Source organism: Saccharopolyspora indica, from assembly GCF_027853965.1.
In the GTDB taxonomy this organism is placed as follows: Bacteria; Actinomycetota; Actinomycetes; order Mycobacteriales; family Pseudonocardiaceae; genus Saccharopolyspora; species Saccharopolyspora indica.
Genome location: NZ_JAQGLB010000016.1, coordinates 77,542 through 99,138 on the forward strand (window position 1 = coordinate 77,542; position 21,597 = coordinate 99,138).

The window sequence follows — 21,597 nt, forward strand, 5'->3', positions numbered from 1 at the left end:
GTGCGATGGTACCGCTGAACAGGTGGGAGATGAGTTCTGACAGGCGCCCCGAGCTGGGCAAATGTGATCTTCGGAACGGTTCGTCAGTGACCGTTCCCACTCCTGCGCGCGATGGGCGGTGAGCACTTTCGGTCGACCTGTCCGGTTCGGGACGCCCGGGGTCGCCTACTCGATCGGGTTAGAGAGCGTCCGGCGGGATCCACACGGAGTGATCCTCGGAAGGCTGGTTCGGCGGCGGGATCGTCCCGCCCGCCAGCGCCGCCACGCGGTTGCCGCCGCCGCGCTTCGCCTGGTACATCGCGGCGTCCGCGCGGGCCAGCACCTGCGCCGCCGACTCCTGCGGGCGCATCGCGACGACGCCGATCGACAGCGTCACGCCGTGGATGTGCTCGGCAGGCAGCCGGTCCACCGCTTCGACCGCGCGCTGCAGGGCGGCCTCGGCCGCGCCCAGCGTCGCGCCCGGCAGCAGCACGACGAACTCGTCGCCGCCGTAGCGCGCGACGAAGTCGTCGGTGCGCAGCGTGTCGCGCAAGGTCAGCGCGACGATGCGCAGCACGTCGTCGCCCTCCGCGTGCGAGCAGCGGTCGTTGACGCCCTTGAACCCGTCGAGGTCGACCAGCGCCACCGTCAGCGGGTCGGCGTCGGGCTCGTTGAGCAGCGCTTCCAGCCGGTCGTCGAGGGCTCGCCGGTTGGACAGGCCGGTCAGCGGGTCCTGCAGGGCCTGCCGGGTGATCGCGTCGTGCTTGTGGCTGAGCCTGGAGTGCTCCAGCCGGGTGACCAGAGTGGACAGCCGCGCCTGGCGCATGGTCCACAGCTCGGTCTCCAGCTCCAGCGCGTACTCGCGCAGCGCTTCGTGGATGTCGGCGCTGTCCAGGTCCGTCAGGTGCGCGTACTCGCGGGCCAGCGAGATGCGCAGCGTCGGCTCGGAGGTGTCGGTGTCCAGGTCGGCCCTGGTCTCGGAGAGCACCTGCACGGCCTGGTCGCCGCGGTCGGCGCGGGTGAGGCAGCGGGAGAGGGCGATCGCGACGATGATCTTCTCCCGCGGGTGGATCGCGCGGTCCAGGTCGCGCAGCACCTCCAGCCGCTCGATGTGCTCGGCGTGCGGCTGGGCGAGCGCGTGCGCGGCGCCGAGCACCGGCATCTGCTCGGCGGCGGGGCGGTCGGAGACGCGGGGGAACAGCGACTCGCGCCACGGGCCCTCGACGGCCACGGCGATGGCCGATGCGGTGGCGAAGCGGGCGGCGGCCTCCTCGTCCTGCCCGATGCGCTCCAGCCGCAGTCCCCAGCCGAGCAGCATCCGGCACCGGTTGATCATGTGCACCGCGATCTCGTGCGGGCCGCCGCTCTCGCGGATCCGCTGGTGGGCGCGGGCCATCACCTCGTCGGCCATCTCGTAGACGCCGAGCTGGGTGAGCACCAGGCCGATGTCGATCAGCGCGGTGGCCAGCAGCCGCTCCCAGGAGCGGCGGCCGAGGGTGCGGTCGGGGACGAGCTCCTCGTCGAGCATCGCCAGTCCGTAGGCGATCTCGGTCAGCGCGGTGTCCTCGCTGCCGCCCAGCAGCGCGCGGCGGCCGCGGAGGGCGCGCGCGTCGGCTTGCAGCACGTCCAGGCCGTGCCGGCGGGAGTGCAGGAGGAGTTCGTCGAGCAGCGGGTCGGCGCTGTCCACCAGGCCCGGCGTGGCCAGCCGCATCGAAGCGCAGTGCCTCAGCAGCTGGGCGACGATCCTGGGTTCACCGCGGCGCTGAGCCTCGGCGAGCAGGTTGTCGGCCTCGCGGATGGTGCTGCGCTGGCCGGCCGGGTCGCTGTGCTGGCCGACCGCGTTCAGTTCACGTGCGCGTCCCACCAACCACGCGTCGGACACCTCGCTCAGCGTGGTCACCGGGTCTTTGGGCACGGTGGTCGTGTCGTCGCGCAGCGGCGCACACCCCCTGTTCACCTCGCCTCCCGGCTGGTGCGCCTCGCCGCGCGCCGCGTCGAGTCCGGGAGGACCGCTCGCTCCGCCGCCAGGATTCGAACCTGGACCATCGGAACCAAAATCCGAGGTGCTGCCTTTACACCACGGCGGATCGGGCGTCGTCGCCCCTCGGTGCCGGCTTGTGACGCCCGGCACCGCTGCCCGAGCTTACCGGCCCGGGGCGACAGGCGGTGGTGCCCGGCCGACATCGTGACATGGCGGTCGGGGCGGGAGGGCGTCGGGCTCGCCGAGCCGCGGGGTCCGGGGCGGTTTCGCACGTAGGTGGGACGTGATCCGCGGGGGCGGGGTTGCGTTCCCGATCAGTCTGTTCGGGTGAACGGGGGCGAACCGGACACGCCCGGACGGGCAAGACACGCCGCGAATTTGCCGCGCGGGGGTGACGATTCGGCATCGAAGAACTTACGCTAGCGTAGGTTACGGTCCCGTAGGGTGGAGGTGTTGCGGGGCCGTGCAGCCCGGCGCCGATTCGCAGTTTTCCCACCTCCTCAACGCCATTCGAGGTATTGAGCATGACCGCAGCAACCGAGGGTGTTGCTCCTCCGAAGGCCGAATCCGGGCCCAAACCGCTGACGACGGGGCCCCAGTCCGCTGGGCGTGCGTCCCTCGTGTACGCGTTCCTCCTGATTCCGATGGCCGCGCTGATCGCCTCCGTCCCGGTGCTCTGGGGCTGGGGGATCGGACCGGTCGACATCGCGCTGGCCGTGGCCTTCTGGATGATCAGTGGCCTCGGTGTCACGGTCGGCTTCCACCGCTACTTCACGCACGGGTCGTTCAAGGCCAACCGCGGTGTGAAGATCGCACTGGCGATCGCCGGGATGATGGCGGTGCAGGGCCCGGTCATCACCTGGGTCGCCGACCACCGCAGGCACCACGCCTTCTCCGACCGCGAGGGCGACCCGCACTCGCCGTGGCTGTTCGGCACCTCGGCGGTGGCGCTGACCAAGGGCTTCTGGCACTCCCACATGGGCTGGATGTTCAAGCGGGAGATGACCAACGAGGACCGGTTCGCCCCGGACCTGCTCAAGGACCGCGAGCTCGTCGTGCTCAACAAGCTGTTCCCGGTGTGGACGGCGCTGAGCCTGCTGCTGCCCGCGCTGCTGGGCGGCCTGATCACCTGGTCCTGGTGGGGCGCGCTGACCGCCTTCTTCTGGGCCGGTCTGGTGCGCGTGTCGTTCCTGCACCACATCACGTGGTCGGTGAACTCGATCTGCCACATGATCGGCGAGCGCCCGTTCAAGAGCCGGGACAAGGCGGCGAACTTCTGGCCGCTGGCGATCCTGTCCTTCGGCGAGTCCTGGCACAACTCCCACCACGCCGACCCGACCTGCGCCCGGCACGGCGTGCTGCGCGGCCAGCTGGACATCTCGGCGCGGGTGATCTGGTTCTTCGAGAAGGTCGGCTGGGCCTGGAAGGTCCGCTGGCCCAACGAGAAGCGCCTCGCGCGGATCGCGGTCACCGAGTACAAGGGCTGACCGTCCGCAGCACGTGAGCACTCCGGGTGCCGATGCCCGGAGTGCTCACGCGCGTCTGGACCGGAATCGAGAAGTGCCCGTTCGGCGGTTGCCGAGCGGTAATTTTTTCGCGCGGGTCGGCACACGGCTGTCGGTCTTGCCGCCTAGGGTGGTGCGAGTGGTATCACGGCGACGCGGGCGGAATGCGCCCGAACCGGGAGCGCAGCCTTCGGGGCGCACCGCACGGGTCCGGATGACGGGGAAGGAACGTCGGCAGCAGCTGCTCGACGTGGCCCGCGCGTTGTTCGCGGAGAAGGGCTTCGACGGCACCTCCATCGAGGAGATCGCGCACCGCGCCGGCGTGTCCAAGCCCGTGGTGTACGAGCACTTCGGCGGGAAGGAAGGCGTGTACGCGGTCGTGGTGGACCGCGAGATGCGCAACCTGCTGGACCTGGTCGTCTCCGCCCTGTCGGCGGGCCACCCGCGGGATCTGCTGGAGCAGGCGGCGCGGGCGCTGCTGGACTACATCGACAACAACACCGACGGCTTCCGCGTGCTGGTCCGGGACTCGCCGGTGGCCAGCAACAGCGGCACCTTCTCCAGCCTGCTCAACGACATCGCCAGCCAGGTCGAGCACATCCTCGCGCTGCAGTTCAGCGCCCGCGGCTACGACGCGAAGCTGGCCCCGCTCTACAGCCAGGCGCTGGTGGGCATGGTGGCGCTGACCGGCCAGTGGTGGCTGGAAGCGCACAAGCCGAAGAAGGAAGAGGTGGCCGCGCACCTGGTCAACCTCGCCTGGAACGGCCTGTCCCACCTGGAGCACAAGCCCCGCCTGTCCACCAAGTGACTCACAGGTTGTCGGCGTAGAAGGCGGCGAGCCGGTCGACGGCGGCGTCGACGTGCTCGGGCTCGTCGTACATCTCGTAGTGGCCGGCGCCCTCGACCACCATGAGGTCGACCGGGTTGGGCGCCCGCTTCCAGAGCTCCATGCCGGATTCGTAGGAGCCGGTGCTGCCGATGCGTCCGGCGAGGACGACCTGCAGCGGCTGGGTCAGGAGCTGCTCGACCAGGTGGTACGCGTCGTAGCCGAGGAGCAGCGAGTCGCCGCGCGCGAGGCGGCGGTTCGTCGAGTGCTCGTTGCGGCCCCGCTCGGTGCGGTAGTACGTGATCGCCTGGGTCGTGTCGACATCGGTCAGCCCGGCCGCGGCGGCGTCTTCCGAGGTGTCGGGCAGCCAGTTCACGCGGGTCAGCTCACCGGTGCGGGTCTCGTCGATGCGCGCGGCGGCCATGGCGTCGAGCGCCGCCGCCGGGCCGTCCGGCTGGAAGCTGCGGAACGACGTGCCCATGTTGCCCGGGACGACCGCGCCGACCGCCTTGATGCGGTGGTCCGTGCGGGCGGTGTGCACCGCGTAGCCGCCGCCGGCGCAGATGCCGAGGACGCCGATGCGCTCCGGGTCGATGCCGGGGATCGTGCTGAGCTCGTCGATCGCGTAGGAGATGTCCTCGCCGCGGCGGTACGGGTCTTCGAGGTCGCGGGGCTCGCCGCCGCTCTGCCCCTGGTGGGCCGGGTCGAACACGAGCGCCGCGATTCCGCGGGCGGCGAGGCGGGATGCGTAGTTCGCGCCGATCTGCTCCTTCACGCTGCTGCCGGGCGTGGAGAGCACGACAGCGCGCAGCGGTGCGGCGCCGTCGATGTCGTCGGGCAGGTGGAGGTCGGCCGCGAGCTCGATCGGCCCGCGCGGGATCGTGACGTGCTGGAGCACCTGGCGGCACCTTCCGCGTAAGGTTCGTCCGATAGTCCGAGATGAGCACTAGTACGTTCTTGAACTAGTTCAGAACTGTACCACCTGATGAGGGGGGTCGCGTGCCGGTCGACGCCGCCCAGCTGTGGACGATGAACCACCGCCTGCTGACCGTCGTGATGAACGCCTGCAGCGCCGAACTGGCCGCGCTCGGCCTCGAGACGAAGGAGTTCTTCGTGCTCGCCGAGGTGGCCGCGTCGCCGTACCCGGCCGAGCTCGCGGCGACGCTGATGATCCCCAAGGCGAGCATGACGGTCTACGTGCGCAGCCTCGTCGCGAAGGGGTTCGTGCGACGCGAGATCGACGACGCGGACCTGCGGCGGCACCGGCTCGTGCTGACCGCCGAGGGCGAGGCGGCGCGGGACCGCGCGCTCGTGGCGCTCGCGGCGGAGTTCGACCGCAGGCTGGCCCGGATCGCGCCTCGCGATCGCACCGAGCTGCGGAGGATCCTCCTGGCGCTGCTCGAGCCCGCGCAGTAGTTCCCGCGGCGTCGGGTCGCTGGGTCGGTGTCCGGGGCGAGTCGTAGTCTGGGGTCGTCGCTCCTCCCGGCGTGACGTCTCCGTCCCGGGCAGGGGTGTGTCCGCATTTCGCGATCTCTGCTGCGAGGTAGCTCCATGAGCCAGGCCGGTCCCCTGCGCGGACTGCTCCACATCGTGCTGCGCGATCCCGCGTTCCAGCAGGTCGTCAAGGCCGCAGGCCGGCCGCGGCTGGTCCTGGAGGGCCCGGTCGCGGCGCGCTCGCTGACCGCCGCGTCGCTGGCCGCCGCGGACGGCGCCGACCGTCCGGTGCTGCTGGTCACCGCCACCGGCCGGGAGGCCGAGGAGGCCGCCGCCGCGGTCTCCGACCTGCTCGGGCCGGGCGGCGTGGAGGTGTTCCCGTCCTGGGAAACCCTGCCGCACGAACGGCTTTCCCCGCGCGCGGACACCGTGGGCAGGCGGTTGTCGGTGCTGCGCCGCCTCGCGCACCCCGAAGAGCACGCGCACGGCCAGGTCCAGGTCCTGGTGACGACCGTGCGCAGCCTGATCCAGCCGATCGCGCCGGGCCTGGGCGAGCTCCGCCCGGTGCGGTTGTCGGTCGGCGTCGAGCACGACTTCGAAGAGCTGGTGGAGCGGCTCGCCGCGCTGGCCTACGACCGGGTCGACATGGTCGAGAAGCGCGGTGAGTTCGCGGTGCGCGGCGGCATCGTCGACGTGTTCCCGCCGACCGAGGAGCACCCGCTGCGGGTGGAGTTCTGGGGCGACGAGGTCACCGAGATCCGCCCGTTCGCGGTGGCCGACCAGCGCTCGCTGGCGGACGCGCAGGACACCGAGCTGTTCGCCCCGGCCTGCCGGGAGCTGCTGATCAGCGACCAGGTCGCGGAGCGCGCCGCGAAGCTCGCCGAGCAGCACCAGACCGACACCCACCTCGCGGAGATGCTCGGCAAGATCGCCGGCGGTGCGCCGGTGGAGGGCATGGAGGCGCTGATCCCGGCGCTGTGCGAAGGCGAGATGCAGCTGCTGACGGATCTGCTGCCGACCGGCACGCACGTGCTGCTGGCCGATCCGGAGAAGATCCACGCGCGCGCCGCGGACCTGGTGCGCACCGGCCAGGAGTTCCTGGAAGCGTCCTGGATGGTGGCCGCCGACGGCGGCAAGGCGCCGATCGACCTCGGCGCGTCGGCCTACCGGAGCCTGGCCGAGGTCGCCGAGCACACCGTGTCCATCGGCCTGCCGTGGTGGCCGCTGACCCAGCTGACCAGCGAAGAGGGCGAGGACGACGAGGTCATCCGGCTGGTCCTCAAGCAGGTCGACGCCTATCGCGGCGAGATCGAGCGGGCCTTCGCCGACCTGCGCGCGCACACCGCGTCGGGCGGAGCGGCGATGCTGGTCGTGGCGGGCGCGGGCACCGCGCAGCGCGCGGTCCAGCAGCTGCGCGAGGCCGAGCTGCCCGCGCGGCTGGCCGAGGACGGGCTGGAGACCGAGCCCGAAGCCGGCGTCGTCACGGTGGTGCGCGGCGGTCTGGAGGACGGCTTCGCCGCGCCCGGCATCGCGCTGGTGGTGCTCACCGAGGCCGACCTGACCGGCGGTCGCGGCGGGACGTCCACCAAGGACATGCGGCGGATGCCCTCGCGGCGGCGCAACGCGGTCGATCCGCTGGCGCTCAAGGCCGGCGACTTCGTGGTGCACGAGCAGCACGGCATCGGCAAGTACGTGGAGATGGTGCAGCGCACCGTCGGCGGCGCCACCCGCGAGTACCTGGTGCTGGAGTACGCGGCGAGCAAGCGCGGCCAGCCCGGCGACCGGCTGTTCGTGCCCACCGACCAGCTCGACGAGGTCAGCCGCTACGTCGGCGGCGAGACGCCGACGCTGAACAAGCTCGGCGGCTCGGACTGGAAGAACACCAAGGCCAAGGCCCGCAAGGCGGTCAAGGAGATCGCCGCGGAGCTGGTGCAGCTCTACGCCGCCCGGCAGTCCTCGCCCGGCCACGCCTTCGGCGCGGACACCCCGTGGCAGCGGGAGCTGGAGGACGCCTTCCCCTACACCGAGACCGGTGACCAGCTGGCCGCCATCGACGAGGTCAAGGCGGACATGCAGCGCGCGGTGCCGATGGACCGGGTGATCTGCGGCGACGTCGGCTACGGCAAGACCGAGATCGCGGTGCGCGCGGCGTTCAAGGCGGTGCAGGACGGCAAGCAGGTCGCCGTGCTGGTGCCGACCACGCTGCTCGCCCAGCAGCACCTGAACACCTTCACCGACCGGATGCGCTCGTTCCCGGTGAAGATCAAGGGCCTGTCCCGGTTCACCGACCCGATGGAGTCCGAGCAGACCGTCAAGGGCCTGGCCGACGGCGAGGTCGACATCGTGATCGGCACCCACCGGCTGCTGCAGACCGGCATCCGCTACAAGGACCTGGGGCTGGTGATCGTCGACGAGGAGCAGCGCTTCGGCGTCGAGCACAAGGAGCACATCAAGGCCCTCCGCACGCACGTGGACGTGCTGACCATGTCCGCGACGCCCATCCCGCGGACGCTGGAGATGAGCATGGCGGGCATCCGCGAGATGTCGACCATCCTCACCCCGCCGGAGGAGCGGCACCCGATCCTCACCTACGTCGGCGGCTACGACCAGAAGCAGGTCGCCGCCGCGATCCGCCGCGAGCTGCTGCGCGACGGCCAGGTGTTCTTCGTGCACAACCGGGTGCACGACATCGAGAAGGTGGCGCGGCAGCTGCGCGAGCTGGTGCCGGAGGCGCGGATCGTCACCGCGCACGGGCAGATGAACGAGGACCGGCTGGAGAAGATCATCCAGGGGTTCTGGGAGCGCGAGCACGACGTCCTGGTGTGCACCACGATCGTGGAGACCGGCCTGGACATCTCCAACGCCAACACGCTCATCGTGGACCGCTCCGACCTGCTCGGCCTCGCCCAGCTGCACCAGCTGCGCGGCCGGGTCGGGCGCGCGCGGGAGCGGGGCTACGCCTACTTCCTGTACCCGCTGGAGAAGCCGCTGACCGACACCGCGCACGACCGGCTGGCGACCATCGCGCAGAACTCCGAGCTGGGCGCGGGCATGGCGGTGGCCATGAAGGACCTGGAGATCCGCGGCGCGGGCAACATCCTCGGCGCCGAGCAGTCCGGGCACATCGCGGGCGTGGGCTTCGACCTGTACGTCCGGCTGGTCGGCGAGGCGGTCGACGCCTTCCGCAAGCACGCGGGCGCCGAGCCCGGCGAGGCGGAGGAGGAGCTCACCGACGTCCGGGTGGACCTGCCGCTCGACGCGCACATCCCGCACGACTACGTGCCGGGGGAGCGGTTGCGCCTGGAGGCCTACCGCAAGCTCGCTGCGGCCGCCGACGAGGAGGCGCTGGAAGCGGTGCGCGCCGAGCTGGTCGACCGGTACGGACCGCTGCCGGAGCCGGTGGAGCGGCTGCTGAAGGTGGCGCGGTTCCGGCAGCGCTGCCGGGAGCACGGTGTCCGCGAGGTGACGCTGCAGGGCACGTCGCTGCGCTTGGCGCCGCTGGAACTGCTGGACTCCAAGCAGGTGCGCCTCAAGCGCCTGTACCCGAAGGCGGTCTACAAGCCGGCGGTGCGCACGGTGTCGGTGCCGCGCCCGACCGAAGGTGCGGCCGGCGGCCGCATGGGCGCCCCGCCGCTGCGCGACGACGCCCTCCTGGAGTGGTGCGAGAAGTTCCTCGCGGACCTCACCACGGCCCCGGCCCCCACCGCCTGACGTTCCGTTTCCGCTGTTCAGCACCCGTGAGTGGTTTGTGGGGCTATAGCACCCCAAACCACTCACGGGCCTTTACCAGCGGAAACGGAGCTCGCTCCGGTGGTGGCCGCTGCGGCGACCGGTCCTGAGTTGCCGAGATCGGCAGGTGGCGTGACCGTTGATCCGGCTCCGCATCGGTCACGAGGAGGCGCGGATCATGACCAGGAAGGCCTCTGAACCGGACAAAGCTCGCCCGGACATCCCGCGGTCGCCGGAAGCCTTCGCCGCCGCGCACCGCACCGATCTGCTGGTCTTCGGCGTCACCGCGGTCATCACGCTGGTCTTCGTCGGCTGGGGCGTGGTCTCCACCGAGTCGCTGGCCGTGGTGTCCAGCTCGCTGCTGTCCTGGCTGGTGACCAACATCGGCTGGGGCTTCGTGCTCGCCTCCACCGGCTTCGTGGTGTTCGCGCTGTGGCTGGCGTTCAGCCGCTACGGCGCCATCCCGCTCGGCAAGGACGACGAGGAACCCGAGTTCCGCACCGTGTCGTGGATCGCGATGATGTTCAGCGCGGGCATGGGCATCGGGCTGATGTTCTTCGGCGTGGCCGAACCGCTGGCGCACTTCGTGGAGCCGCCGCCCGGCACCGTCGCGCCGCTCAGCGACGCGGCGGTGGAGACCGCGATGGCCACCTCGCTGTTCCACTGGACGCTGCACCCGTGGGCGATCTACGCGGTGGTCGGCCTGTCCATCGCCTACTGCAGCTTCCGCCGCGGCCGCAAGCAGCTGATCAGCGCGGTGTTCACGCCGTTGATCGGCAAGCGCGGCGCGGAGGGCCCGATCGGCAAGCTGATCGACATCCTCGCGCTGTTCGCGACGCTGTTCGGCTCGGCGGCCTCGCTCGGGCTGGGCACCCTGCAGATCCGCAGCGGCATGCAGGCGGCCGGCTGGATCGGCGCGGTCGGCAACACCGTGCTGGTGCTGATCATCGTGGTGCTGACGGTGTGCTTCATCGCCTCGGCGGTGTCCGGCGTGTCCAAGGGCATCCAGTGGCTGTCCAACATCAACATGGTGCTGGCCGCGGTGCTGGCGGTCTTCGTGTTCGTGGTCGGCCCGACGGTGTTCATCCTCGACCTGCTGCCCACCTCCATCGGCGTCTACCTGCGCGACTTCGGCGAGATGGCCTCGCGATCCGGCGCCACCGGCGGCGCGGCGATGAACGACTGGCTGTCCAGCTGGACGATCTTCTACTGGGCCTGGTGGATCTCCTGGACGCCGTTCGTCGGCATGTTCATCGCCCGGATCAGCCGCGGCCGCACCATCCGCCAGTTCGTCGGCGGCGTGATCCTGGTGCCCAGCGTGGTCAGCCTGGTCTGGTTCGCGATCTTCGGCGGCAGCTCGATCAACGTGCAGCAGCGCGGCACCGACGTCTTCCGCAGCGGCGGCGAGGAGGCGCAGACCTTCCGGGTGCTGGAGACGCTGCCGCTGTCGACGGTCACCACGATCCTGGTGATGGTGCTGGTCGCGATCTTCTTCGTCTCCGGCGCGGACGCGGCGTCGGTGGTGATGGGCACCCTGTCCCAACGCGGTTCCATCGAGCCGAAGCGCTGGATCGTGGTCTTCTGGGGCGCCGCGACGGGCGCGGTGGCCGCGATCATGCTCATCGTGGGCGGCGAGGACGCCCTCAGCGGCATCCAGAACCTGACCTTCCTGGCATCGGCCCCGTTCGCGGTGGTCATGGTCCTCCTCTGCACAGCGCTCATGAAGGACCTGCGCGAAGACCCGATGATGCAGCGCGAGGAGAAGGGCGCCCAAGTCCTCGAACAAGCCGTCATCGCCGGCACCGAACGCCACGGCGGCGACTTCCAGCTCGAGGTCGGCCCGGTCGAGGACGACGGCGAGCCCAGGTGAAGGGCACCTTTCGCCAACACATTTGGTCAAAGGTGCCCTTCGCCTCGCCTCGATCGAGAGCCCGCGTCGCTCGGCGGCTCGCGCTCACTCGGGGGAGGGAAGCGTGAAGGGCACCTTTCGCCTGCATATTTGGTCAAAGGTGCCCTTCGCCTGGTCAGGGTTCGGTGGTGATGGCTGCGGCCGGGCATATGGCGGCCGCTTGGTGGACGTCGTCGGCCAGGTGCTCGGGCGGGTTCGCGTTGAGGAGGACGACCACGCCGTCCTCGTCGCGCTGGTCGAACACGGCCTCGGCGGTCAGCACGCACTGGCCGGATCCGACGCACCGGTCCTGGTCCACGGTCACCTTCATGTCTTCCTCCTCGTTGGTCACCAGGTCACCGGGAGCTCTGAGACGCCTCCGGTGATGGTGGGGCGCACCGGCAGCTCGTCCGCGTTCTCGGCCAGCCGCATCCCGGGCAGGCGCCGGGCGAGGGTGGCGAAGACGATCCGCAGCTCGGTGCGGGCGAGACTGGCTCCGATGCAGAAGTGTGCCCCGTGGCCGAAGCCGAGGTGGGTGCGTTCGGCGCGATCGGGGTCGAAGGTCTCGGCGTCGGCGTAGGCGGACTCGTCGCGGTTGGCGGCGTTGACCGACAGGATCAGGGCATCGCCTGCGCGGATCTCGACGCCGCCGACGTCGAGGTCGGTGTGCGCGTAGCGCAGCAGCCCGAGATCACCGGGTGCCCCGAGCCGCATGATCTCCTCGACGGTGGCGTCGACCCGGCCGGTGTCGGAGGTCAGCGCCGCCCACTGCTCCGGGCGGGTCATCAGGAACAGCACGCCCAGGCCGATGCGGTTGACCGTGGTCTCGTGCCCGGCGAAGAGCAGCCCGACGCAGAGCCGGACCATCTCGGCGTAGTCGAAGGTCTCGTCGGCGCTCTGGGCGCGCACGAGGTCGGAGATGACGTCCTCGCCCAGCGCACCGCGCTTGGCCTTGGCGAGCCCGGCCATGTAGCGGCTGAACTCCTCGCGCGCCCGGTGCGCCTCGCCGTCCGCCGACGGGCTGGCCATCCGCTCGGACAGCGAGTGGAAGAGCTCGCGATCGCTCTCCGGCACGCCCAGCAGTCGGCAGATGACCGCCACCGGCAGCGGGAACGCCAGGCCCGCGTGCAGGTCGACCACCCCGTCCGGCGCGGCGTCGTGCTCGGCGATCAGCCGGTCCAGGTAACCGTCGACGAGCTCCTGCACGTGCTCGGAGAGCATCCGCATCCGCTTGGCCGAGAACGCCGGGGTGAGCAGCCTGCGCATCCGCGCGTGGTCGGCCTCCTCGGTCTCGTAGCTGCCGGTGGGCCCGTCCTGCACCGCGGCGGTGGTGATCCGCGAAGCGCGCTCGGGCTCGGGGTGGGAGCGCCCGAGCCGCTTGTCGCCGAGCAGCGCCCGGACCTCGTCGTAGCGGGTGACCAGCCACGCGGGGTCGCCTGCCGGAGTCGTCACCGGGGTGACCGGCGCGGTGCGGCGCAGCACCTCGTACAGCGGGGCGATGTCGAGGATGTTCGGCCGCTCGAAGGGCAGCTGCAGGCGTTCGGCGGCAACGCTCATGGTTCCTCCCGCATTTATTGGCAGACACTGCCAATAATGTTCGGGTCGGCTAGGGTGTGTCAACGCCCGTTCGCCCGTTGGAGGTGCAGATGGTCCAGCGGACAGCCCGTCGCGGGCGGCCGCCGGTGAGCGAGGAGCAGCGCGGGCAGCAGCGGCTCGACATCTCCCGCCACGCGGTGCGGCTGTTCCGCGAGCAGGGCGTGGCGGCGACGTCCGGCGAGCAGATCGCGCGGGCCGCGGGCGTTTCCGAGCGCACGCTGTGGCGCTGGTTCCGCAGCAAGGAGGCCTGCGTCGAGCCGCTGCTGACCAAGACGCTCGACGCCTTCCAGGAAGTGCTGCGCAGCTGGCCGCCCGAACTGGAGCTGGCCGAGCACCTGCGCGCCGCTTACACGCTGACGCCCGAGTGGTCCGACGTCGAAGCGGTCCTCGCGGTCATCCGCATGACGCACGACGAGCCCGCGTTGCGCGCGGCCTACCTGGTGCTGAGGGAGCGCGCGGAACCCACCTTCGTCGACGTCCTCGCCGAGCGCCTGGGCGTTCCGGGCAGCGCGCTCGAAATCCGGATGCAGGCCGCCGCCGTGAGCGCGGCGCTGCGCGCGGCGACCGACGAGCTGGTGGACATCACGGCGGGCGGCGTGGATCCGGAAGTCCTGCAGGAGCACCGCGAACGCCTCGCCGACGCGCTCCGCTCCATCACCCGAGGACCGATCGGTTCATGTCCACAGAGGACTTCCGGCTGATCTCCGGTTCGCCAGGAGGGCCGCGAGATGTGCTGAAGATCAGTTCGCTCCGGCGGGAACCGCGCGCGGCGAGTTGCGTCTCAGTGGAAAAGGTTCCCCGTGGTGGAGAGGTTCTACCGATGTTGTTGCGCAGCAAGCTGTTCCTGGCCGCCGGATCGATCGCGCTGGCGGTGACGGGCTGCTCGGCGGGCGTCCAGTCGGAGCCCGTGGATGCGCCGCCGCAGGTCCAGTCCCTGCAGTCCGGGACCCCGAGCGGTTTCCAGGCCGCCGCGGACGAGCCGGCCATCCGCGCGGGAGTGCACGGCAAGGAGGAGCGCGTGGTCTTCGACTTCAGCGGGCTGTCGGGCGTCGACGGCGTGAAGCTGATGAACCACGAGCTCAACGGCCAGTCGCCGGTCTGGGGCGGCTCCGGCGAGAAGGTCGAGGGCATGACCGGCACCAAGTTCCTGCACATCCGCATCGAGGTCGCCGACCCGGAGCGCCGCATGGCGGGCCCGGAGACCTTCGGCCAGTCCCTGGTCAAGAGCGCGGTGGTGAACGACAACTCCCACGGCACCGGTGAGCTGACCATCGGCCTGTCCCGCGACGTCGACTACGACGTCAAGGTCGAGGGCGAGAAGGTCATCGTCAACATGTCCGCCTGACCGGCCGGGACGACCCGACCGCGAGATCAACCGATGGGACTCCGAAAAGCGCCTTCACCGGAGGTTGATCTCGTGAGAGGGTGCGGCTGTGAGCTTCCGCACGCGCCATGGGCGCCTTCTCGCTTCGATCGCCGCGGCCGGACTGCTGCTCGCCGGTTGCGGCTCCGGGCCCAGCCAGGCCGGTGCCGCCGCGATCGTCGGGGACACCCGGATCCCGGTCACCGACGTGCAGTCCTGGTTCACCGAGGTGCTCGACCGGCAGCCGGAGGTCAAGCCGCAGCTGCGGGAGCAGGGCGCGATGGACGACCTCGGGCGGCAGCTGGCCTCGCAGCTGGTGCGGCAGGAGCTGCTGGAGCAGGCCGCGCGCGATGAGCGGCTGACCGTCACCGATCAGCAGATCGCGGCGCGGCTCGCCGAGCTGGGCGGGCCGGAGGCGGCCACCGAGGGCATGATCTACGGCCCGCAGGAGGCCGGCGAGATGGTCCGCACCCAGCTGCTGACCGCCGAGCTGGGCCGCAAGTACATCGACCGGCTGTCGGTCACCTTCGACCTCACCCAGGCCAGCACCCGCAGGCAGGCGGAGGAGAAGGCCCGGCGCATGGCGCTCGGCCCCCAGGAGGCCGCGGCGCTGGTCGCCGAGGACAAGGCGGCCGGGCTGCTGGCCGGGATCGATCAGCAGCTGCGCCCGGCGGAGAGCCTCCAGCTGGCGGCGACCACGCCGCTCTTCGGCGCCGCGCCCGGCACCGTGCTGGCCTTCGAGCAGACGCCGCAGAGCAGCCAGTGGCTGGTCGTGCGGATCAAGGACCGCAAGGTCGACGCCGCGCCGCAGCAGGTCAACGGCCTGGAGGACGGCGCGCTTCAGCAGTTCGGGACGTACCTGCTCGGCATCACGGCCGACCGGGCCGGGATCCAGCTCAGCCCGCGGTACGGCGTGTGGGACCCGGTGGGCCTGGCGGCGGTGCCCAGCGAGGGCGAGACCACCGGCTTCCGCCTGCAGGGGTCCGCCCAGCAGTCCTGAGGTGACCAACGACTCGGTGGATGCGGCCACGGGGCGTGTCCGGGTCTTGCGACAATTGCAGCATGAGCGAGGCGCGGGTGGCGGAAGGTTCTGCGGTCGTCCTGGTAGACGACCGGCTGGGTGAAGTCGTGCCGGCCGCGGCGGTGCCGCTGCTCCGCGGCGCCGTCGTCTTCGCCGAACCCGGCCTCGCCCCTGCTGCGCGCGAGGCGCTCGGCGCGCCCGAACCGCCCGCCGACCTGCTGGACCGGGCCGCTCGTGAGCCGGTCGTGCTGTTCGTCGGCGACCTCGGCTGCGCCGACGCCGAAGCGCTGCGCGCCGCCGGTGCCCGGGTGATCGGCGCGCCCGCTCCGGCCGGGCTGGAGCTGCTGGACGCCGTGACGGTGATGGACCGGCTGCGCTCGCCGGGCGGCTGCCCGTGGGACGCCGAGCAGGACCACGACACGCTCCGCAAGTACCTCGTCGAGGAGACCTACGAGCTGCTGGACGCCATCGCCGACCGCGATCGGGAGGCGCTTCGCGAGGAGCTCGGCGACGTGCTGCTGCAGGTGCTGTTCCACGCGCGGGTCGCCGCCGAGGACGCGGCCGATCCGTTCGACATCGACGCGGTCGCCGCGGGGCTGGTCAGCAAGCTCGTGTCGCGGCACCCGAACGTGTTCGCCGACGGTGCGGCGCTGCTCGACGCGGAATCGCAGCACGCCCGCTGGGAAGAGCTGAAGCAGCAGGAGAAGCAGCGCGAGTCCATTGTGGATGGAGTGGCGCTGGCGCAGCCCGCGGTGGCGCTCGCGGCCAAGCTGGTGCAGCGCGCCGACCGCGCCGGAATCCCGGCGGAAGCGCTGCCGTCCGGTGAATCGCCGGGCGAGGCGCTGTTCGCCATCGCCGCGCGGGCGAAGCTCGCCGGTGGCGATCCGGAGGACGAACTGCGCGCGGTGGCGCTGGCTTTCGCCGAGCGGATCCGCGCGGCCGAGCGGCGGGCCCGGGAGTCCGGCCGGGAGCCCGCGGAGCTCGTGGCGGCCGAGTGGCGCGAGCTGATGTCGGATTTGTCTGACCCGGTCGCGGTGCGCTCCGAACCGTGACGCACACTGGCCGCTGGCGCGTCGGCTGACGAACGCGGCGATGTATCCACTGGTGGGCGGTCTACTGGCTCCGACGCCCTGAAGTGCGCGAGGGAGGAACTCTGGTGTCGCGTCGGCTCTGGCTGCTGTTATGCCCTGCGCTCACCCTGGTGGCGTCGTGCGCGCCGCCGGCTTCCCCGCGGGTGGTGGAGCAGGCGCCGTTCGCCCCGCCATCGGCGACCGCCCCGCCGGATCCCGGCATCGCCCCTCCCGAAGTGCAGCTGCTCGCCCCCGGCGGCCCGCCGCTGCCCCCGTCGCAGCGACCGCAGAGCCAGCTCACCGACTGGTCCGAGTCGCTGGCCGACGAGCTCAACATCCCGCGCGCCGCGCTGCAGGCCTACGGCTACGCGCAGCGGTCCATCGAGGAGAGCCTCCCGGAGTGCGGGCTCAGCTGGACGGTGCTGGCCGGGATCGGCTCGGTCGAATCGAGCCACGGCAGGCACGGCGGCGCCCGGCTGGACGTGACCGGGCGCCCGAGCGAGCCGATCATCGGGCTGCCGCTGGACGGCAGCGAAGGCGTGAAGCGGATCCCGGACACCGACGGCGGCCGGCTCGACGGCGACGTGGTGTGGGACCGGGCGGTCGGCCCGCTGCAGTTCATCCCCACCACCTGGGCGAAGTGGCAGGTCGACGCGGACGGCGACGGCGTGGCCGACCCGCAGGACATCGACGACGCGGCGCTGGCCGCGGGCCGCTACCTGTGCAGCGCGGGCGGCGGCGACCTCCGCGACGTGGACGTGTTCTGGAAGGCCCTGCTGACCTACAACCAGAGCCGCAGCTACGGCCAGGAAGTCCTGGACTGGGCGGACCACTACGGCAGGTCCAGCCACGACGTCCCCGTCGTGGCCAGCGGCCGTTGATCCTCGTTCGGAGGCTGGATCCCCGGGCCTACTGTTGAGTAGCCTGTCTGGGTGATCAGGACCACTACCGGCGCGTTCGCCGCCATCGGACGGCTGGCCACCGCGCTCGGGCTGCTGGCCGCGATGGTCATCGGGGTCGGCCTGGTCAACATCCTCGGCGCGCCCCCGTCGGCGCCCTGGGCCGGACCGCCGCTGGAGCGCGAACCGGAACCCGCGCCGGTGCAACCGGGTTCGACCGCGCCGCCGGTGGAGGAGCCGCCGCAGGAGGCGATCCCGGGCGTGGACCCGGGGCAGCTCGAACCGGGCGCGGACCCGGTGCGCCAGTGGGCCGACGAGATCGCGACCGTGGTCGACATCCCGGCGCGCGCGATCGTCTCCTACGTCAACGCCGACCTGGCGATGCGCCAGCACCAGCCCGGTTGCCGGATCTCCTGGGCGACGCTGGCGGGCATCGGTCGGGTGGAGTCCAACCACGGCCGCTTCGCCGGGCGGATCCTGCGCGAGGACGGCCGTCCGTCCAGCCCGATCATCGGCGTGCCGCTCAACGGCGGCCCCGGGATCCGCGAGATCCTGGACACCGACGGCGGCCGGCTCGACGGCGACCCGGTGCACGACCGGGCGGTCGGGCCGATGCAGTTCATCCCGTCGACCTGGCGCAGGTGGGCCACCGACGGCAACGGCGACGGGCTCGGCGACCCGCAGAACATGGACGATGCCGCGGCCTCCGCCGCCCGCTACCTCTGCGCGGGCGGCCGCGACATGACCACCGGCGGCGGCTGGTGGGCCGGGGTGATGTCCTACAACAACTCGGTGGAGTACGCGCAGAAGGTGTTCGCCCTGGCCGAGTCCTACGCCGAAGCGGGCAACCGGCGCCGCTGACCGCACCTACGATCGGTGCGTGCTGAATCTCGGAACGATCGTGCTGGGAGCGTCCGACGTCCGCCGGGCCGCGGCCTTCTGGGGGCGGGCCCTCGACTACGTGCCCCGCGACGAGGTGCAGGACGACTGGACGGTCCTCGTGCCCGCGAACGGGGTGGGGCCGGGGCTGGCGCTCGGGCTCAGCGGGACACCGGTGCAGGAGCACCCGCGCGTCCACCTGGACCTCTACACCGAGGAGCAGGCCGCCGAGGTGGCGCGGCTGGTCGAGCTCGGCGCCGAGCTCGTCGAGTGGGACAGCTACCCGGACGACCCCGACTTCGTCGTGCTCGCCGACACCGAGGGCAACCGGTTCTGCGTCATCGACAAGAGCCGCGGCTGAGTCACATGTCGCGGGTGGCGATGTGCGCGTTGATCTCGCCCAGGGCTTCCTGGTAGGCGGGGGACGGGCACATCATCGCGGCCAGCCGGATCTGCGCGCGGGCCTCGTCGAGGCGCCCCTGGCGCTGCAGCGTCCGGCCCAGGACCAGGCGCGCGTAGTGGTCCGACGGGTCGAACTCCAGGACCCGCAGGAAGGCGCGCTCCGCTCGGCGCAGCTGGGCGGAGAAGAAGTACGCGCGGCCGAGGAGCAGCTGGACGCTCGGCTTGTCGGCATCGACGTCGAGCACCGGTTGGATGACGCGCAGGGCTTCGAGCGGGCGTCGCTGCGTCAGCAGTTCCTCCGCCCGGCGGAACGCTTCGACGGTGCCTTCGGTCGTCATGGCGGGCACAACGTTACGTATCGATTCGGTGTTCCGAGACCTCCGTACGGATGGTCTTCGGCGTCGTGCCCGGGCGAACGGCAGCCGAACGGCGGGTATCCGGACGGGGACGGAACGGGTAGCTCGATCGCCAGGCGTGCGAGCCTCCGGCGGCCGTGCTACCGGCCCGGTTAGGCTCGTAGGCGGTCGTCGGGCGCTCGGCCGGTTCGCCGTGCCCGGGAACGCCGGGGCGGCCCGCTTCGTCCATAGTTCAAAGGCTGGTTAGGAGCACACGTGGCGATCATCGAGCAGGTCGGTGCCCGCGAGATCCTGGACTCCCGCGGTAACCCCACCGTCGAGGTCGAGGTGGCATTGGAGGACGGCACGCTCAGCCGCGCCGCGGTCCCGTCCGGCGCTTCGACCGGCGAGCACGAGGCCGTCGAGCTGCGCGACGGCGACGCAGGCCGCTACGGCGGCAAGGGCGTGGAGAACGCGGTCGCGGCGGTGCTGGACGAGATCGGGCCGGAACTGGTCGGGTTGGACGCCACCGAGCAGCGCGTCGTCGACCAGCGGCTGGTCGACCTGGACGGCACGCCGGACAAGTCCCGGCTGGGCGCCAACGCGATCCTGGGCGTCTCGCTGGCGACGGCCAAGGCCGCCGCGGAGACCTCCGGGCTGGAGCTGTTCCGCTACGTCGGCGGGCCGAACGCGCACGTGCTGCCGGTGCCGATGATGAACATCCTCAACGGTGGCGCGCACGCCGACACCGGCGTCGACATCCAGGAGTTCATGATCGCGCCGATCGGTGCGGACACCTTCTCGGAGGCGCTGCGCTGGGGCGCGGAGACCTACCACGCGCTGAAGTCGGTCCTCAAGGCCAAGGGCCTGGCCACCGGCCTGGGCGACGAGGGCGGTTTCGCCCCCGACCTGCCGAACAACCGCGAGGCGCTGGACCTGATCGCGGTCGCGGTGGAGAAGGCCGGCTACAAGCTGGGCCGCGACATCGTGCTGGCGCTGGACGTCGCCGCCACCGAGTTCCACTCCGAGGGCGCCTACAACTTCGAGGGCTCCAAGCGCTCCGCCGAGCAGATGGCGGAGTACTACCAGGAGCTGATCGGCGCCTACCCGCTGGTCTCCATCGAGGACCCGCTGTCCGAGGACGACTGGGACGGCTGGGTCAGCCTGACCGAGCAGGTCGGCGACAAGGTGCAGCTGGTCGGCGACGACCTGTTCGTCACCAACCCGGAGCGCCTGGACGACGGCATCGCGCGGGGCGCGGCCAACGCGCTGCTGGTCAAGGTCAACCAGATCGGCACCCTGTCGGAGACCCTGGACGCGGTCGCCCTGGCGACCTCGTGCGGCTACAAGAGCATGATGAGCCACCGCTCCGGCGAGACCGAGGACACCACGATCGCCGACCTGGCGGTGGCCACCGGCTGCGGCCAGATCAAGACCGGTGCCCCCGCCCGCAGCGAGCGGGTCGCCAAGTACAACCAGCTGCTGCGCATCGAGGAAGCCCTCGGCGACGCGGCCCGGTACGCGGGCGAGCTGGCCTTCCCGCGGTTCACCCCGGAGAGCTGAGCCATGCCGGTCGGGCGCGCATCGGATCCGCGGAGGCGCAGCCAGGGGGAGACCCCGGCGCAGCGCCGGGCCGAGCGCGCCCGCCGGAACGCCGCCGGCGGCAAGAGCTCGGGCAAGCGGCCGGGGCGGCAGTCGTCGTCCCGGCCCCGCCCGAGGTCGAGCACCGGTGGTGCGTTCAAGCTCTCCTCGACGCGCCGGGCCGCCGGGCTGGCCATGCTGTTCTGCGTGATGGCGCTGAGCGTTTCGGTGCCGTTGCGCACCTACTTGAGCCAGCGCGCCGACCTGAGCGCGCAGGAGCAGCAGATCGCCGACCTGACGCAGCAGGTCGGCGATCTGGAGAAGCGCAAGGAAGAGCTCTCGGACCCGGCCCAGCTGGAGGCCGAGGCGCGGGCCAGGCTCGGGTACGTCCGGCCCGGCGAGACGCCCTACATCGTGCAGGTGCCCACCGCACCGGCCCCGCCGCCGCCTCCCGCGGAGTCCGCCGACGACGGCCTGCCGTGGTACGAAGAGCTCTGGAATTCGGTCACTGGGAAGGAATCTTGACGTTGAACTCGGGTGCGCCGGCGATCAGCGACGCCGACCGGGAATGCATCCGCAGGCAGCTCGGCCGCCCGCCGCGCGGCCTGCACGCGATCGCGGCCCGCGACGCGGCCGGTGAGCCGACGGTGGTGCAGACCTGGCCGCGGCTGGAGGACGGCACCCCCTTCCCGACGCTGTACTACTTGACCGCGCCGCAGCTGGTCTCGCACGCCTCGACCTTCGAGGCGGAAGGCCTGATGCGGGAGATGCAGGACCGGCTGGCCGACGACGCCGAGCTGGCCGAGCGGTACCAGCGGGCGCACGACTCCTACCTGGCGGAGCGCAACGCGCTGGAGTCCCTCGGCACCGAGGTCAGCGCGGGCGGCATGCCGGACCGCGTCAAGTGCCTCCACGTGCACATCGCCCACGCCCTGGCCAAGGGCCCCGGGGTGAACCCGTTCGGCGACGAGGCGCTGGAGCTGATCGCCGAGCGCTGGCCGGAGCACCGCTACCTCCTCAACCGCTGACCGCGTTCACGACCGTCCCAGCGGTGCCGAGCTTCGTCGATTTCGCTTGAAATTGGCGACCTCGTTACTGCACGCTCCGTA

20 protein-coding genes and 1 tRNA gene are annotated in these 21,597 nt (G+C 71.5%); 15 read left to right on the forward strand and 6 right to left on the reverse strand.

Annotated elements, in window-relative coordinates; all coding sequences use genetic code 11:
- Positions 1–178 precede the first annotated feature (178 nt).
- Both OU416_RS28580 and OU416_RS28585 read right to left on the reverse strand, forming a co-directional pair.
- Positions 179–1,936, reverse strand: coding sequence for a GGDEF domain-containing protein (locus OU416_RS28580; protein ID WP_372907215.1), 1,758 nt, complete (start codon positions 1,934–1,936; stop codon positions 179–181).
- A 59-nt stretch (positions 1,937–1,995) separates the two neighbouring features.
- Positions 1,996–2,066, reverse strand: a tRNA-Gln gene (locus tag OU416_RS28585).
- Positions 2,067–2,484: 418 nt separating this feature from the next.
- On the opposite strand from OU416_RS28585, the gene OU416_RS28590 reads away from it, so the two are divergent.
- Both OU416_RS28590 and OU416_RS28595 read left to right on the forward strand, forming a co-directional pair.
- The gene (locus tag OU416_RS28590) at positions 2,485–3,447 is read left to right on the forward strand and encodes an acyl-CoA desaturase (protein ID WP_270930132.1); all 963 of its coding nucleotides are present in this window, start codon (positions 2,485–2,487) and stop codon (positions 3,445–3,447) included.
- A 232-nt stretch (positions 3,448–3,679) separates the two neighbouring features.
- Positions 3,680–4,273: a TetR/AcrR family transcriptional regulator gene (locus OU416_RS28595; RefSeq protein WP_093155753.1), complete on the forward strand. Its 594-nt coding sequence runs from the start codon at positions 3,680–3,682 to the stop codon at positions 4,271–4,273.
- Position 4,274: 1 nt separating this feature from the next.
- Here OU416_RS28595 and OU416_RS28600 read toward each other — a convergent pair whose 3' ends face one another.
- Complete coding sequence (locus OU416_RS28600; protein WP_270930133.1) at positions 4,275–5,189, reverse strand: alpha/beta hydrolase; 915 nt, start codon at positions 5,187–5,189, stop codon at positions 4,275–4,277.
- Positions 5,190–5,290: 101 nt separating this feature from the next.
- Here OU416_RS28600 and OU416_RS28605 point away from each other — a divergent pair, with 101 nt between their 5' ends.
- The 3 genes from OU416_RS28605 (at position 5,291) to OU416_RS28615 (ending at position 11,324) form a co-directional block, all read left to right on the forward strand.
- The gene (locus OU416_RS28605) at positions 5,291–5,707 is read left to right on the forward strand and encodes a MarR family winged helix-turn-helix transcriptional regulator (protein ID WP_270930134.1); all 417 of its coding nucleotides are present in this window, start codon (positions 5,291–5,293) and stop codon (positions 5,705–5,707) included.
- Positions 5,708–5,842: 135 nt separating this feature from the next.
- Positions 5,843–9,436 (forward strand): transcription-repair coupling factor, encoded by a 3,594-nt coding sequence (gene mfd, locus OU416_RS28610; RefSeq protein WP_270930135.1) that lies wholly within the window; start codon positions 5,843–5,845, stop codon positions 9,434–9,436.
- A 196-nt stretch (positions 9,437–9,632) separates the two neighbouring features.
- The gene (locus OU416_RS28615; RefSeq protein WP_270930136.1) at positions 9,633–11,324 is read left to right on the forward strand and encodes a BCCT family transporter; all 1,692 of its coding nucleotides are present in this window, start codon (positions 9,633–9,635) and stop codon (positions 11,322–11,324) included.
- Between the two features lie 154 nt (positions 11,325–11,478).
- Here the strand turns inward: OU416_RS28615 and OU416_RS28620 are convergent, their stop codons facing one another.
- Together OU416_RS28620 and OU416_RS28625 are read right to left on the reverse strand one after the other, a co-directional pair.
- Entirely contained in the window at positions 11,479–11,673 is a 195-nt protein-coding gene (locus OU416_RS28620) for a ferredoxin (RefSeq protein ID WP_270930137.1), read from the reverse strand.
- Positions 11,674–11,690: 17 nt separating this feature from the next.
- Positions 11,691–12,899 (reverse strand): cytochrome P450, encoded by a 1,209-nt coding sequence (locus OU416_RS28625; RefSeq protein WP_270930138.1) that lies wholly within the window; start codon positions 12,897–12,899, stop codon positions 11,691–11,693.
- An 89-nt stretch (positions 12,900–12,988) separates the two neighbouring features.
- Between OU416_RS28625 and OU416_RS28630 the strand changes: the two genes are divergently transcribed.
- The 7 genes from OU416_RS28630 (at position 12,989) to OU416_RS28660 (ending at position 18,531) form a co-directional block, all read left to right on the forward strand.
- Complete coding sequence (locus OU416_RS28630; RefSeq protein WP_270930139.1) at positions 12,989–13,639, forward strand: TetR/AcrR family transcriptional regulator; 651 nt, start codon at positions 12,989–12,991, stop codon at positions 13,637–13,639.
- A 119-nt stretch (positions 13,640–13,758) separates the two neighbouring features.
- Complete coding sequence (locus OU416_RS28635) at positions 13,759–14,283, forward strand: AMIN-like domain-containing (lipo)protein (protein WP_270930140.1); 525 nt, start codon at positions 13,759–13,761, stop codon at positions 14,281–14,283.
- A gap of 88 nt (positions 14,284–14,371) precedes the next feature.
- Positions 14,372–15,301, forward strand: a complete 930-nt coding sequence (locus OU416_RS28640; RefSeq protein ID WP_270930141.1) for a SurA N-terminal domain-containing protein — start codon at positions 14,372–14,374, stop codon at positions 15,299–15,301.
- A gap of 62 nt (positions 15,302–15,363) precedes the next feature.
- Positions 15,364–16,374: a MazG family protein gene (locus OU416_RS28645; protein WP_270930142.1), complete on the forward strand. Its 1,011-nt coding sequence runs from the start codon at positions 15,364–15,366 to the stop codon at positions 16,372–16,374.
- 149 nt (positions 16,375–16,523) lie between these two features.
- Positions 16,524–17,273: a lytic transglycosylase domain-containing protein gene (locus OU416_RS28650; RefSeq protein ID WP_270930143.1), complete on the forward strand. Its 750-nt coding sequence runs from the start codon at positions 16,524–16,526 to the stop codon at positions 17,271–17,273.
- Between the two features lie 51 nt (positions 17,274–17,324).
- Positions 17,325–18,152, forward strand: a complete 828-nt coding sequence (locus OU416_RS28655) for a lytic transglycosylase domain-containing protein (protein ID WP_270930144.1) — start codon at positions 17,325–17,327, stop codon at positions 18,150–18,152.
- A gap of 19 nt (positions 18,153–18,171) precedes the next feature.
- Positions 18,172–18,531: a VOC family protein gene (locus OU416_RS28660; RefSeq protein ID WP_270930145.1), complete on the forward strand. Its 360-nt coding sequence runs from the start codon at positions 18,172–18,174 to the stop codon at positions 18,529–18,531.
- A 1-nt stretch (position 18,532) separates the two neighbouring features.
- On the opposite strand, the gene OU416_RS28665 is transcribed toward OU416_RS28660, so the two are convergent.
- Positions 18,533–18,910, reverse strand: a complete 378-nt coding sequence (locus OU416_RS28665) for a tetratricopeptide repeat protein (RefSeq protein WP_270930146.1) — start codon at positions 18,908–18,910, stop codon at positions 18,533–18,535.
- A gap of 273 nt (positions 18,911–19,183) precedes the next feature.
- On the opposite strand from OU416_RS28665, the gene eno reads away from it, so the two are divergent.
- From eno to OU416_RS28680, 3 genes are read left to right on the forward strand one after another with little or no spacing between them, the layout of a single operon-like run.
- Positions 19,184–20,470 carry a phosphopyruvate hydratase gene (gene eno / locus OU416_RS28670; RefSeq protein WP_270930147.1) on the forward strand — a complete coding sequence of 429 codons (1,287 nt, stop codon included), beginning with the start codon at positions 19,184–19,186 and terminating at the stop codon, positions 20,468–20,470.
- Between the two features lie 3 nt (positions 20,471–20,473).
- Positions 20,474–21,013, forward strand: a complete 540-nt coding sequence (locus tag OU416_RS28675) for an FtsB family cell division protein (protein WP_270930148.1) — start codon at positions 20,474–20,476, stop codon at positions 21,011–21,013.
- Between the two features lie 2 nt (positions 21,014–21,015).
- On the forward strand, positions 21,016–21,516 hold the full coding sequence (locus tag OU416_RS28680) for a DUF501 domain-containing protein (RefSeq protein WP_270930255.1): 501 nt from the start codon (positions 21,016–21,018) through the stop codon (positions 21,514–21,516).
- The last annotated feature ends 81 nt before the right edge of the window (positions 21,517–21,597 follow it).

Coding starts and splice junctions, on each gene's coding strand:
- OU416_RS28590 (WP_270930132.1), top strand. CDS start 2,485: ATGACCGCAGCAACCGAGGGTGTTGCTCCTCCGAAGGCCGAATCCGGG.
- OU416_RS28595 (WP_093155753.1), top strand. CDS start 3,680: ATGACGGGGAAGGAACGTCGGCAGCAGCTGCTCGACGTGGCCCGCGCG.
- mfd (WP_270930135.1), top strand. CDS start 5,843: ATGAGCCAGGCCGGTCCCCTGCGCGGACTGCTCCACATCGTGCTGCGC.
- OU416_RS28615 (WP_270930136.1), top strand. CDS start 9,633: ATGACCAGGAAGGCCTCTGAACCGGACAAAGCTCGCCCGGACATCCCG.
- OU416_RS28620 (WP_270930137.1), bottom strand. CDS start 11,673: ATGAAGGTGACCGTGGACCAGGACCGGTGCGTCGGATCCGGCCAGTGC.
- OU416_RS28625 (WP_270930138.1), bottom strand. CDS start 12,899: ATGAGCGTTGCCGCCGAACGCCTGCAGCTGCCCTTCGAGCGGCCGAAC.
- OU416_RS28630 (WP_270930139.1), top strand. CDS start 12,989: ATGGTCCAGCGGACAGCCCGTCGCGGGCGGCCGCCGGTGAGCGAGGAG.
- OU416_RS28635 (WP_270930140.1), top strand. CDS start 13,759: ATGTTGTTGCGCAGCAAGCTGTTCCTGGCCGCCGGATCGATCGCGCTG.
- OU416_RS28645 (WP_270930142.1), top strand. CDS start 15,364: ATGAGCGAGGCGCGGGTGGCGGAAGGTTCTGCGGTCGTCCTGGTAGAC.
- OU416_RS28665 (WP_270930146.1), bottom strand. CDS start 18,910: ATGACGACCGAAGGCACCGTCGAAGCGTTCCGCCGGGCGGAGGAACTG.
- OU416_RS28675 (WP_270930148.1), top strand. CDS start 20,474: ATGCCGGTCGGGCGCGCATCGGATCCGCGGAGGCGCAGCCAGGGGGAG.